Genomic DNA, 12737 nt, shown 5'->3' with positions numbered 1-12737 from the left:
CCAACGACCCAACAGTTACTTCTGCCGGAATTTACGTTTAACGATATGGAAAAACGAAGTCCGATTTTTTTTGGCACGTTCTGGGCCGATAAGTACCCCATAAGCATGAAGCTCGGGTACATTATCGCAAATTATCTTGATGATGCCAATCACCGGTATGGCTAGCGCCATTCCTGCAATCCCCCACAGTAATTCTCCTGCTACCAACCCCATTATGGTAAACAACGGGTTGATGTTCACCTGTTGGCCTACCACTAGGGGTTCCAATACATAGGTTTGAAGAAATTGCACCAAAAGATACACCGCAACGATGCCCAATACCATACGCCCATCGCCTCCCTGGGCCAATACCGCAAAGATAGCGATCAGATTACCGACAAAATTTCCAAAGAAAGGTACGATTTCCAATATACCGCATAAAATCGCAAATAATATGGCACCCTCCAGACCCACAATCCCGAATCCAATACTGTACATCACCCAGAGAACAGCAATCATACTGAAAAGACCGGTAAGATAATTACCTGAGACGGCTACCGATTTATGTATGATCCGATCCGTATTTTGTTTTTTTTCATCAGGCACGATGCGCAACGCGACTTTCTTCAAATGGGATCGGTAAAGCAATAATAGGAAGGTGTACACAACAACCAACACGGTATTGACAGCCACCGTTGCCAAGGTATTAATAAAGTTGAACAGTAAGTCGTCTGCCTGGCCGGTGGCACTGTTTTTTTGCTCGTTTAGCATTTTTTCCTGTTCGTCGATACCGATACCCAATGTATCACTCACCCATTCCCGGATCGCACTTACATGGTCGATAAATTTTTCTTTCATTTCCCCAAAATCGTCTGCTAGCCGATTTACTTGCCAAGAAAGGACAATGAAGAGCAAAGCCAGGCCGCACACAAGGGCCAACACGAGAATGAATGAAGCCAGCCCCCTGCTCATGCCACCCCTTTCTAGCCGGTTACTGGTGCCGGTGAGCAGCATAGCAAGCAAAGCGGCAAGAACAATCGGAATGAGAAATGGAGCGGCAAAATAAAGGCCTGCTACCGAAAATGTAGCGGTAGTTATGACATAGGCCGCTCGCCTGCTGCTGGCCTGTTGTGTCAATGATTTCTGATTTTATCGCTGAGCTCCCCCTTATTCATTTTTGAATAACCCTTTATGCCAATTTTTTTGGCGTCTTTAACTAATTCTTCCTTGGTTCGCTCTTCCATTTTACTTGCTTTTCCACCCTTTTTACCTGCGTTTGGTGTATTGGCAATGCGGGCGGCTTTTTCTTTGCTCATGCCTTCATCCCGCAGCGCTTCGTATTTCTCATCGTCTTTGATTTGTTTTCCATGATCTTTAGCCATGCTTGTATATGTTTAGTTAAAACTTTTCGCTTGCCATTTAAACAATGGGTTCGTGTCTAGTCAGCTGTTTTTGTAATAAGCTTTCATCCGTAAGATCCAGCCGGAGTGGCGTAATCGACACAAAATCGTTTTCTACTGCCCACCGGTCGGTATCTTTTTCGGCCGGTTCCAATGGAGTGACCGTGAACCAATAGTGTTTCCGTCCCATGGGGTCTTGTCCCGGAAGGATTTTGCCATCATAGAATCGTACAGATTGACGGGTCCAACGAATGCCTGTTGGTTGTGTCGGATAGTTCACGTTAAACAGTCCGATCTCATTGGGATCTTCCAATAACAACGTCAGTGTCTCTTGAACATAAGGGGTAAGTACATCAAAATCCGGCTCGGTATTGCCTACGGGGGTACTGAAAGCGATCCCTTTTTTTCCGAAAAGTACCGCTTGTTTGGCTGCTGCTAACGTGCCAGAATGCCACATGGAATTACCAAGGTTTGGCCCCATATTAATACCGGAAAGTACCACTTGGATGTTGTTGCGTAAATGCGTGCCCAATGCCACACAGTCGGCCGGTGTGCCGTTTACCCGGTAAGCTTCTATGCCTTCTTTGAATTCGATGGGCGATTTTTTATAAGACAATGGTCGGGAATGCGTAACGGCATGGCCCATCGATGATTGTTCAACATCCGGTGCCACAACAATCACCTCACCAAATTTGGAAGCGATGGTCGCCAGCGCATTGATGCCGGGACTATAGATGCCGTCGTCATTGGTCACTAAAATTCTCATAGAACGATTATATACGGATGAAAAATGTCATTACTATTTAAAAACAAGTGTCGCCGATTTTTTGTTTTGTTGGATGTATATTCAGTAAGGAACGAAGCTCACAAGGGCACGCTTAGTCACGACTAAAAAACAATCTATGCAGAAAGAAAGTCCCGTCCATGTTCACCTATTACATAATCCAAAAGCTGGAGACCAGGACCACGTTAAAGCAGAATTAATCAAGATAGTTGAATCGCGCGGCTTTACATGCCAATACGCTTTGATAAAAGATAAAGGATGGAAGCGATTTAAAAGCAAAACTGCATTGGTAGTCGTCGTTGGCGGAGACGGCACGGTACGCGAAGTCATAAGAAAATTATTGAACCGCAAACTGCTTGATAAGCCGCTAGCCGTATCACTTATCCCGAGCGGTACAGCAAATAATTTTGCGAAAACATTAGGCGTATCATCCGAACTAAAAGATTTTGAGCGTTGCCTCTCATCTTGGAAGACCATAAAGGTTGACATTGGAGCCATCAGTAATCTACGAGATACCCCATTCTTTATCGAAGGGCTGGGGTGTGGCCTTATTCCGAAGCTCATCAAGAAAATGAAAGACACCGATTTATCCGCGGCTGATACGGCTGATAAAGAATTGAATACGGCATTAGAGAAGTTGGCGGAAATCGCAAAGACCTATCGGGCTAAACGAGCAAAGATCGTTATCGATGGCATGGTGTATGAAGACGATTACCTCTTGGTTGAAGTTTTGAATATCAAATCGGTCGGGCCTAACCTTGTGCTCGCGCCGAAAGCAGATCCTACAGATAACAAATTTGAAGTTGTGCTCTTGCGGAACGCAGATCGGGAAACGTTTACAGAATATGTACACGGGTTGTACAATTCGGTGGGTGGTCAGCGTTTAAAAACCCCGTGGGAAATTGTAACCGCGACTCGTGAAATCACCATCCAGTGTGACAATCGATTGATGCACGTAGACGACGAATTGGTGTCGATTAGCAAGGGAAAAAAGATAACGATAGCAATAAGGCCTGGTATTGTGGATTTTATCGCCTAAGCTTTCTGAAACAGACATCTCTTTACCTTTCAGCGTTTACACAGTGGTAACATAGCCTTAATTTATGACATATACGCATGTGTTACTATTGCAGGATCATATATTTGAGCATACAACGATAGTTCGGTTATGAAAAGCGAGCAACAGGTAGTAAATTTTGGGCGAAGGGCATTTATCAGGAATTCCTGGATGATCAGTGTCGGATTCATGGGTTTGAAGTATTTTTCCGGCATGCCGGCCCAAGCCAGCAGCGGCCCACGGCTGTATGACCGGTATGGGCCTTTGGTTACCGACCCCCAAGGTATTTTCAATTTACCTAGAGGCTTCGCCTATAAAATCATTTCCCGCTCCGGAGAACCCATGGATGACGGTTTCCTTTCGCCAGGGCGAAATGATGCGATGGCTGCATTCGCAAATCCGGATGGAAAAGTCGTCGTTGTCCGCAACCATGAGGTTTCGGTGGATGATGTTAAAAACGGCCCATTCGGAAAGGCGAATGTGTTGCTTGACCGATTGTCCCCTTTGCAAATTTACGACCGTGGTCATGGCAAAAAACCAAGCCTAGGTGGCACCACCACGTTCCTGTTTAATGAAGATACCCAAAGGATGGGTTACCTGTTTTGACTTGGAGAAGTTAGGGAATCTCAGGCTTGATTTTACTACCAAGGTCTGTTTACCCAATTTTCATAAGCGCCGATAAATGTTTTAAGGAATTCTTTTGTGTCTTTTGCAAGATTTCCAGTATCGTCGAAAAGGTTCTGCGCATTTCCGATATATGCCTCTGGTTGGGGCATCATGGGGACATCAAGGAAAACCATAGATTGACGAAGTTGATGGTTGGCTCCGAAAGCACCTAAACTACTCAATGAAACGCTTATCACCGCACCGGGCTTCCCCGCCCAAGCATTTTTTCCATAAGGCCTTGAACCGACGTCCAGCGCATTTTTCAGAACCGCAGGCACGCCGCGATTATACTCGGGGGTGAAGAATAGAAAGCCGTCGGCTTTTTTGATTTTATCTCTGAATTGAACCCACGCCAAGGGCGGATCGCCTTGATCGAGATCTTCATTGTAGTGTGTCAACTGGCCGATTTGTAAAATTTCGCAAGCTAAATTCTGCGAAGCAAGTTTTACGACCTCGTTGGCTATTTTTTTATTGAACGAGCCTTCTCTCAGACTGCCCACCAATATGTAAATCTGCTTTGCAGCCATTGTATTATACTTTTAAGGGTTCCCGTGTGCCTATGGTCACATACGCCGTCAAAGTTGCGGGAGTATCGCCATTTGCACACAGGAAATCCAAAACTCGTCTATAACGTGTCGTTCATTAGTGTATCGGATGGAGGAGGTGGAGCCGGCTCCGTTTGCGGATCCATATACGTGGTGTCTGTGTCCTGCTGCTGGTTGTCGCCAGCGTTGTTGCACGCTGCTAAAAACGCAGCCGTAGCCACAACAGCGAAAAGCATTTTGATCGTCTTCATTTACGTAAATTTTGTTTAATGATGAGTTTGCATCACCGGGCAATGATACGCGGTAGCCAATGCCTTATCATTGAGTCTTATAAAGCAACAGCCGGGGGAGGCATTTAGTTTTAAAAAGTATGATACTTCGCCGGATCGTCAGCGAATGACGATCCGGCGAGCAAGATAATTATGCGTCGATCGATCAGAATTTCCGATATTCGCCGGTCAAATACTGATTGGCTTTTTCCTCCTCGAATTTGGCTGTATCAGCATCCCAGTGCAACGTTTCGCCGGGAAAACGGCCAGCAATGGTACCCAAAAGAATGGTCTCCGTTAGTCGTGAGGCATATTCGAACGGTGCCGAACATTCGCCTTTACCCAAGCAGGCATCAACAAACTGGTGATAGTGCTTGGGCCCTTCGGTATCGTAGTTTCGGATAGGCTCGCCTAGACCATGCGCTTTACTTACCTCTGCGATTTCCTTGGAAATATCGACGTACTTACCCTTAACAATTTTCCTTGGCAATTGCATGAAGTGGGGCAACAGCAAACGACCTTTCCTGCCCACAAACATGGCTCCCTGATCCGGTAGTTCGTTTTCGCCTGCGACCATCGGATCCAGCGAGACTTTCCCTGTGCCAACCGTTTTCCCGTTCGCATTCTTTCTTTCTGCTTGGGTATCCATGCCACCTGGCAACGCCAGATCTTCGTGCATGGGCGGGGCGCCGGGGCCGTCATACCAGATCCATTTTAATGACCTGGTGGTGTATTCGGTGCCTGGAAACTCATAGGTTACCGTATTGTGTTCGGGAAAACCGAACCCATTGGTAGGCCGACATTCGTTGGTGATGGTCCGCGGCACATCCAACTGCAGGGCGTTATAAGGCGTATCAAAAATATGCACCCCCATATCGCCCAGTGTACCGCAGCCATAGTCCATTAATTTCCGCCAGACACCGGGGTGGTACACCCCTTCTTTATAGGGCGGCTTGGGCGAGGTGCCCGCCCACAGGTTCCAGTCCAGCTGGGTGGGAATCGGATCTTCGCCTTCCGGAGGAGGGCCGTCATACCCGTGATTCTTGGGCGACCATGCGTGCACGGTGTGTACCTTACCGATAATGCCGGATTGGATCAACAGCGTTGCCAACTTATAGTCATAAAACGAGTGCACCTGAATACCCATCTGGGTAACCAATCCTTTTTCGGCTGCCAGTTGCTTCATCACCCGCGATTCAGACACATAGTGGGTGAGCGGTTTCTGGCAATAGACGGATTTATTCATCTGCATGGCCAGCATGGCGGCCGGGGCGTGGGTATGATCGGGTGTGGATACGATGACTGCATCAATTTCGTCGCCCAGCTCGTCCAGCATCACACGGTAGTCGAAAAATACGCGGGCCCGGGGGTGAAGTTTGTGCGCGGCGGATAAATTCAGGGCATCCACGTCGCAAAGGGCCACCACATCAACATCCGCATGGGAGGAAATGGCCTTTAGGTCTTCGCCCCCCATATTTCCCACGCCGATATGGGCAGTCCGTAAACGGCTCCCAGTTGGGAAAGCTCGCAGCCAAGAGGGGGCCAACATGACTCCCAAGGCACCTAGTGTACTAGTTTTTAAGAATTCGCGTTTATTCATAACTTGGTGGCAATCTGTTTAATCGTAGCCGAAAATAAAACTATTGTCCGTTTATTCCAAGTCTATTTTGAGAAATAACACAATTCGTTATCAGCCCTGCTAAATTTTGATGACAAATTAACGTAAATTTGGGATAGGGAATTGTTATAAACCAATCACAGGTATCAATTAATTATGCAAAAGCCAATTTCAGGAAATGCTTTAGGGTAATCAGCCATCGCGATTTTCGGGATATTTTTGTTTAGTTTACTCCATTTGCGTAAGTTTATCAGGATGGAAGAGTGCGGAGACCGAATTCGAGGACTTTGAATTTCGTGCCTATTTAAATTGTCTGGAGATAGAACTACAAGGCTCATCAATATCGGAATACAATACCGTTCAAACATAGTAGGCGGGAATAAGGTGGGTTACCAAGCGGATATCGGTGATGGCTATTGGAGAGATGATAATCGCGATGTCACGCTGATGCGAATTGATAGACACGAAAATAAGCAGCTCGGGAGGATACTTGCCGATAAGCTAGCTCTATCGTCGGCACCGGTTAGCATTCTGCTGCCCACCAAAGGATTACACTAAATAGACGTGAAGGGAGAGTTTTAGTGCAACGAACAACATTAAACGTTAAAACAATGTTTTTTATCACACAACTTATCTATATCAAAGATGGCGAAGAAAACGTGTTCAATCAATTTGAAGATATCGCAATTCCAATTATCTCAAAATACAACGGCCGGCTTTTACTTCGAATAAGACCAACCGAAAACACGTTTATTACGTATAACATTGACAGGCCATACGAAATTCATTTGGTAGAATTTGACAACGAACAAGATTTCAAGAACTTTACCAAAGACGAAGAACGCAAACAATTTCTGCATTTGAAAGAGCAATCAATTAAATCGGTTGTGCTTATTAAAGGAACCAATGTATGATGGCAAAAACGGCCGTTAGTAAGGAAAGTAGGTAAAGTTGCGTAACTTTGCAAGATGAAGCTCTCAGATTAGCATACTATAGATAACCAATGGATGGAGTAGGTGATGCCCTGCTCTGGTACTTTTCTTTTGTTAACTTTGACTATGCTGAGATGAAAAATTTCTTTGAAAGCCCATTCAAGGGCAAAATCATAAAAGACCATATCGCTAATCCGAATATTGTCGCGGGGAACCATTCCTATTATTCAGGCTACTACCACGGCCATTCTTTTGACGACTGTGCCCGTTATTTATTTCCTGATCGGAATGACGTAGACAAACTCATTATCGGTTCCTACTGTTCGATCGGCAGCGGTGTTAGTTTTATAATGGCCGGCAACCAAGGGCACCGGCACGATTGGATATCAAGTTTTCCTTTCCATTACATGCCCGAAGTGGAGACGTTCAGCGGTGCCAACGACGGGTTTGCCAATGCAGGCGATACCCTTGTAGGAAACGATGTATGGATTGGAAGTGAGGCGATGGTTATGCCTGGAATCACCATCGGCGATGGTGCAGTCATCGGCAGTCGGGCACTGGTGACGAAAAATGTTGAGCCATATGCCATCGTTGGAGGGAATCCGGCTAGGGTTATAAAAAAGCGATTCAGTGATTCTCAGATCGAAATGCTTTTGGAAATGAGCTGGTGGAATTGGGATAATGTCAGATTGTCTGCTGCCATCCCTATCCTTTGCTCAGGAAATGTTGCTTTGCTTTACGCATATTATCACAATTCCATGGAGTGATGGAATATCGCCATTGAGGCAGACCCGGCTCATTTTAAACGAGCCGGGTTTCTCTGTTTCATACTCGATGAATGCGCCACTGAATCTGTCCAATGTTGCGCTGTACTACAGGTAGATCAGGGTTGACCAGCAATATAGCTTCTTCTAGAATCAATTGTTGTTTCAATCCTTCAATGACGCCATATCAATCACAAACCTGTATTTGACATCCCCTTTTAGCAAACGATCATAAGCTTTATTGATGTCTTGCATCCGAATCATTTCGATATCTGAGGTAATGTTATGTTGTCCACAGAAATCAAGCATTTCTTGTGTTTCTGCAATGCCACCGATCATCGAACCTGCGAAACTTTTCCGTTTAGGGATCAGGCTGAATGCTGCGACAGGAAGCGGATGCTCCGGCGCGCCGACTAATGTAAGTGAACCGTCTCTTTTCAATAAACTTAAATAAGCATTGATGTCATGTTGGGCCGAAACACAGTCCAAAACAAAATGTAAAGTGCCTGCATGGCTTTTCATTTGCACTTTATCGGTAGATAAGATGACTTCATCCGCGCCCAAACGCTTGGCGTCTTCCACTTTAGCAAGTGAGGTGGTAATCACCAACACATGGGCGCCCATGGCTTTTGCAATTTTCACGCCCATATGCCCCAAACCTCCAATGCCAACAATTCCCACTTTTTTTCCCGGGCCAACATTCCAATGCCTCAGCGGAGAGAACGTAGTGATACCTGCACATAATAGGGGCGCTGTCGCTGCCAAATCCAAATTTTCGGGAACCCGTAAAACAAAATCTTCATCCACAATAACACGTTCGGAATACCCGCCGAAAGTTTGCTGGTTTGTATGCTTGTCGTGTCCGTTATAAGTTTGGATATTGCCTTTTTCACAATATTGTTCCAACCCTTCCTTACAGCTTTCACATTCCCGGCAACTATCGACCATACAACCTACACCGGCTAGATCGCCAACCTTGAACTTGGTAACACTGTTGCCAACCTTTGTAATCCGCCCAACAATTTCATGTCCCGGAACGTTCGGATAAACCGTGCCACCCCATTCATTGCGGGCTGTGTGCAAGTCGGAATGGCAAACGCCACAATACAAAATATTGATTTCTACATCGTTTGAAGTTACGTCCCTGCGGTTGATGGTCATCTCTTTTAAATCCGCTTCGGGCGCTACTGTACCGAATGCTTTTACGTTAAGTGTGTTCATGTTCTTTCTTTTATTTGGATTTACTCGTTTATGAAAACTCCTTTCCGAAACGCCCGTGAAAAGATAACAATTTGATATTTGTTATTTCAAATGTTCCTTGAAAAAGGTTTCCAATTTATTAAACGGAGCTTTTCCTGTTACATTATCATACGAATACTGTTTCAGGCGGAAAGGCCGACGTCGACGATGCTTGCTGGAGTATAAACAACATTTGCATATTTATATGACATTTTTAGTTGACATATAAAAGGCTCGATTCGGAATTGGTATAAATCGACAATGGGTTGTGCCAACGTACGCGCCTAAGATCTTTTTTCGCCTTGATGAGTGCCGATAGTAAGCATTTTATCTTCGCTAACTGGGCGATAATGCCGAGATTTGCCGACCAATATATATTTATGGCCGGATTCAAGGTTTGTATTGCTGAAAAGCCCAGCGTGGCGAAAGACATTGCCCAAGTAATTGGGGCTACGGCGCGTATGGACGGCTACTATGAGGGCAACGGCTACCAAGTAACCTGGACCTTCGGGCATTTCTGTACGCTGAAGGAACCCCACGATTACAGTCCGAACTGGAAATCGTGGCAATTGGCATTCCTGCCCATTATCCCCCCTTCATTCGGAATCAAGCTGATTCCCAATAAGGGCGTAGAAAAACAATTCGGCGTGATCGAACGCCTCGTGGCTGATTGCGAAGCTGTGATTAACTGCGGTGATGCCGGGCAGGAAGGGGAGCTCATTCAACGATGGGTATTGCTGAAAGCCAAATGCAAAGCTCCTGTAAAACGGCTATGGATCTCGTCGCTCACCGAATCAGCCATCCGTGATGGTTTCAGTAAGTTGAAACCGGATTCAGATTATGATAACCTGTATGCTGCCGGCAGCGCCCGAGCAATCGGCGATTGGTTGCTCGGTATCAATGCGACGCGTTTGTTTACGACCAAATACGGTACAGATAAATCGGTGCTTTCCATTGGCCGTGTTCAGACCCCTACGCTGGCCATGCTCGTGCAACGCCAAAAAGAAATCGATGCCTTCAAAGCGCAAGATTACTGGGAGTTAAAAACCACCTATCGCGAAACGGTTTTTACCGCATCTATTGAGCGGCTGAAAACGGCCGATCGGGCCGAGAAGGGGCTTGCCTACTTAAAGGAACATCCGTTCGAAGTCGTTGCAGCCGAAATCAAAGAAGGCAGGGAGCGCAATCCCCGTTTGTACGACCTCACCTCGCTGCAGGTGGACGCCAACAAGAAGTATGCCTTCTCTGCCGATGATACATTGAAGTACATTCAGGCACTGTATGAAAAGAAATTCGTTACCTATCCACGCGTGGATACAACCTACCTATCCGAAGATCTTTTTCCGCAGATACCGAGCATTTTGGCCAGTATGACGCACTATGCTGCAATGGCGGCTCCGTTACTAGCACATCCGATCGCGAAAAGCAAGACTGTATTTGACGACAAGAAGGTAACAGATCACCACGCCATTATCCCTACAGATATATCACCAAACGTACTTCCGCTGGATGAAAAACGTATTTACGATTTGGTTGCCCGCCGTTTCATTGCGGTTTTCTATCCAGAATGTAAGGTCTCTAATACCAGCGTGGAGGGTAGAGTAGGCACGGTGCCCTTCCGCGTTACGGGCAAGCAGATTCTTGAACCTGGGTGGCGGGTGTTGTACCCCAAGGAAAAAAAAGAAAAGAAGGCATCAGGCGAAAACCCCGAAGAGCAGGAAATACCTGTATTTGAAGTGGGTGAAAGCGGGCCGCATGAACCGTTCATTCACAAAGGGCGAACAAAAGCTCCCAAAGCCTATACAGAGGCTACGCTCCTGCGCGCCATGGAAACCGCTGGAAAACAGGTGGATGACGAAGATGTGCGCGATTTGTTAAAAGAAAACGGTATTGGGCGTCCATCCACCCGAGCTAATATTATTGAGACGTTGTTCAAACGGAAATACATTGAAAAGCAAAAACGAAAGCTGGTGGCTACGCAAACCGGCATCCGATTGATCGATACGATTCAAGACGAGTTGTTGAAAAGCCCGGAACTGACCGGGGTATGGGAGCGCAAACTGCGGCTCATTGAAAAAGGAGAATACGATGCCGCTCAATTTAAGGAAGAGCTCATTACCATGATTTTTCAGCTTACCAACGAGGTAAAGCGTCACCAGTCGGTCAAGGCCGACCAAGGGGATACGCTCGTGTATCCGTGATTTCAAGTTTACATCGTACGCTTCAGCCATGAACGGGCCTGGAAGGAAACTTTAATGCCTTCGTCCATGGCGATTTATATGCGGGCCATCCGCAATAATTCGAAGCGATAATTCCCTGCCCCCTCGTTTCAAACGGAGCATCGATTTTTTGAAATTGTTAATACCTTCACCGTGCAAAAGGAACAGCTATCGGGGATAAAAAATGAATATACAGTGTCTTTTAGATCAGAACGGATTTTATAGCGGTGCAGAGGTGCAATTGTTTCAGCAACACGTTGACCGGTATTGGCGAGAACTTTCCGCACTGGAACTGCCAGAAAAGTACCCAGGCGTAAAACTGACGCCCATCCGTAATTACGATTGGGGCAGGGAATGTTTCTTGCACGATCCGTCTGGCATCCTTTGGTATTTCGGTACATTCTCTAAGGGATAACATTCCCATAATTCCGCATTTTCCCGGTTATGTACCGCGTGTTGCCCTGATCGTTGTATGCAATGCCGGTCAGCTCATTTTCATGCCAAAAAAGAGCGACTCATTATTTCCGAAGGAGCTGGCGCTTAACACGGCTCAGGGTATCTTTAGTGACACCGATGTAAGAAGCAATGATATGCTGCGGAAACCGCTCTACCAGTCCGGGATAACAAGCTGCAAAATCAGCATATTTCTTTTCTGCAGTAGCACTGATGGATGAGGTCAATCTCCGCAGATTGGCCATGTTGTTCCGCTCGTCGAGCTGGCGCATCATTTCACCTATAATGGCAGTTTTCCGCAGCAGTTCAAGGACAACAGGCCTAGTCACCAACAGCACCTCGGTGTCTTCCCAGGCATCGATGTTGTAAACACTCGGCGTTCCCATTACCCAGCTTTCGCGGTCGCCCATCCACCAGCCCTCCACACCAAGTCTGATCATGTGTTCAGATCCTTTGTCACCTACAGAATATTGGCGCATGGCTCCTTTTACAATGAATGCAAAATTTTTGCATTGGTCACCCGCCTGCAACAGGTATTGTCTTTTCCTTAATTTTGTTGGAATAAATGCTTTTTTGATCAGCACCTTTTCCTCTTCTGACAGCAGAGGACAATTAAATTTTTTCAGGTACTCAAAAAAGGCCTCATGCATAATACTTGCGTATCTTTATGGTATTAACTACTGTAAAAACTCTGTTTAGACAAAAGTAAGAATTAAATACGGTAAAGAATGTAGCGTCGATCATACCGATAGAACATAGACTTATGTCTACCTTTTTTGTTGACTTATATCATCTTTATCTTTTACCGCGTT

At 46.0% G+C, this 12737-nt stretch carries 15 protein-coding genes; 7 read left to right on the top strand and 8 right to left on the bottom strand.

All coding sequences use genetic code 11. From position 1 onward, the window contains the following. Positions 1–15: 15 nt before the first annotated feature. Genes IEV98_RS21895 through surE form a run of 3 tightly spaced genes read right to left on the bottom strand, consistent with a single transcriptional unit; the run spans position 16 to position 2145 of the window. The gene (locus IEV98_RS21895) at positions 16–1116 is read right to left on the bottom strand and encodes an AI-2E family transporter (RefSeq protein ID WP_229738902.1); all 1101 of its coding nucleotides are present in this window, start codon (positions 1114–1116) and stop codon (positions 16–18) included. Continuing rightward, entirely contained in the window at positions 1113–1361 is a 249-nt protein-coding gene (locus tag IEV98_RS21890) for a DUF7218 family protein (RefSeq protein WP_188508185.1), read from the bottom strand. The genes IEV98_RS21895 and IEV98_RS21890 overlap by 4 nt, the downstream gene beginning before the upstream one ends. Positions 1362–1398: 37 nt before the next feature. After that, complete coding sequence (gene surE / locus IEV98_RS21885; protein ID WP_188508184.1) at positions 1399–2145, bottom strand: 5'/3'-nucleotidase SurE; 747 nt, start codon at positions 2143–2145, stop codon at positions 1399–1401. Between the two features lie 136 nt (positions 2146–2281). Here surE and IEV98_RS21880 point away from each other — a divergent pair, with 136 nt between their 5' ends. Next, the gene (locus tag IEV98_RS21880; protein WP_188508183.1) at positions 2282–3202 is read left to right on the top strand and encodes a diacylglycerol/lipid kinase family protein; all 921 of its coding nucleotides are present in this window, start codon (positions 2282–2284) and stop codon (positions 3200–3202) included. A gap of 129 nt (positions 3203–3331) precedes the next feature. Next, a complete protein-coding gene (locus IEV98_RS21875) occupies positions 3332–3826 on the top strand; it encodes an alkaline phosphatase PhoX (RefSeq protein WP_188508182.1) in 495 nt (164 codons plus the stop codon). A 35-nt stretch (positions 3827–3861) separates the two neighbouring features. Here IEV98_RS21875 and IEV98_RS21870 read toward each other — a convergent pair whose 3' ends face one another. The 3 genes from IEV98_RS21870 to IEV98_RS21860 all read right to left on the bottom strand — a co-directional run bounded on the left by IEV98_RS21870 (position 3862) and on the right by IEV98_RS21860 (position 6300). Continuing rightward, positions 3862–4413 carry an NADPH-dependent FMN reductase gene (locus IEV98_RS21870; protein WP_188508181.1) on the bottom strand — a complete coding sequence of 184 codons (552 nt, stop codon included), beginning with the start codon at positions 4411–4413 and terminating at the stop codon, positions 3862–3864. Positions 4414–4511: 98 nt separating this feature from the next. Next, positions 4512–4682, bottom strand: a complete 171-nt coding sequence (locus IEV98_RS21865) for a hypothetical protein (RefSeq protein WP_188508180.1) — start codon at positions 4680–4682, stop codon at positions 4512–4514. 184 nt (positions 4683–4866) lie between these two features. Next, on the bottom strand, positions 4867–6300 hold the full coding sequence (locus tag IEV98_RS21860; protein ID WP_188508179.1) for a Gfo/Idh/MocA family protein: 1434 nt from the start codon (positions 6298–6300) through the stop codon (positions 4867–4869). A 402-nt stretch (positions 6301–6702) separates the two neighbouring features. Between IEV98_RS21860 and IEV98_RS24770 the strand changes: the two genes are divergently transcribed. The 3 genes from IEV98_RS24770 to catB all read left to right on the top strand — a co-directional run bounded on the left by IEV98_RS24770 (position 6703) and on the right by catB (position 8017). Further along, complete coding sequence (locus tag IEV98_RS24770; protein WP_371870701.1) at positions 6703–6876, top strand: Tm-1-like ATP-binding domain-containing protein; 174 nt, start codon at positions 6703–6705, stop codon at positions 6874–6876. Between the two features lie 53 nt (positions 6877–6929). Further along, positions 6930–7232: a DUF1330 domain-containing protein gene (locus tag IEV98_RS21850; protein ID WP_188508177.1), complete on the top strand. Its 303-nt coding sequence runs from the start codon at positions 6930–6932 to the stop codon at positions 7230–7232. 152 nt (positions 7233–7384) lie between these two features. After that, on the top strand, positions 7385–8017 hold the full coding sequence (catB, locus tag IEV98_RS21845; RefSeq protein ID WP_188508386.1) for a type B chloramphenicol O-acetyltransferase: 633 nt from the start codon (positions 7385–7387) through the stop codon (positions 8015–8017). Between the two features lie 162 nt (positions 8018–8179). Here the strand turns inward: catB and IEV98_RS21840 are convergent, their stop codons facing one another. Beyond that, entirely contained in the window at positions 8180–9235 is a 1056-nt protein-coding gene (locus tag IEV98_RS21840) for an NAD(P)-dependent alcohol dehydrogenase (protein WP_188508176.1), read from the bottom strand. Positions 9236–9603: 368 nt separating this feature from the next. Here IEV98_RS21840 and IEV98_RS21835 point away from each other — a divergent pair, with 368 nt between their 5' ends. Together IEV98_RS21835 and IEV98_RS21830 are read left to right on the top strand one after the other, a co-directional pair. After that, the gene (locus IEV98_RS21835; protein ID WP_229738901.1) at positions 9604–11454 is read left to right on the top strand and encodes a DNA topoisomerase 3; all 1851 of its coding nucleotides are present in this window, start codon (positions 9604–9606) and stop codon (positions 11452–11454) included. 202 nt (positions 11455–11656) lie between these two features. Then, positions 11657–11887: a VOC family protein gene (locus IEV98_RS21830; protein ID WP_188508175.1), complete on the top strand. Its 231-nt coding sequence runs from the start codon at positions 11657–11659 to the stop codon at positions 11885–11887. Between the two features lie 103 nt (positions 11888–11990). Here IEV98_RS21830 and IEV98_RS21825 read toward each other — a convergent pair whose 3' ends face one another. Then, positions 11991–12575 (bottom strand): Crp/Fnr family transcriptional regulator, encoded by a 585-nt coding sequence (locus tag IEV98_RS21825; protein WP_188508174.1) that lies wholly within the window; start codon positions 12573–12575, stop codon positions 11991–11993. Positions 12576–12737: the final 162 nt, after the last annotated feature.

It is taken from the genome of Parapedobacter pyrenivorans, assembly GCF_014636865.1.
Taxonomy (GTDB): domain Bacteria; phylum Bacteroidota; class Bacteroidia; order Sphingobacteriales; family Sphingobacteriaceae; genus Parapedobacter; species Parapedobacter pyrenivorans.
This window is presented reverse-complemented; position numbering and strand designations above follow the sequence as displayed.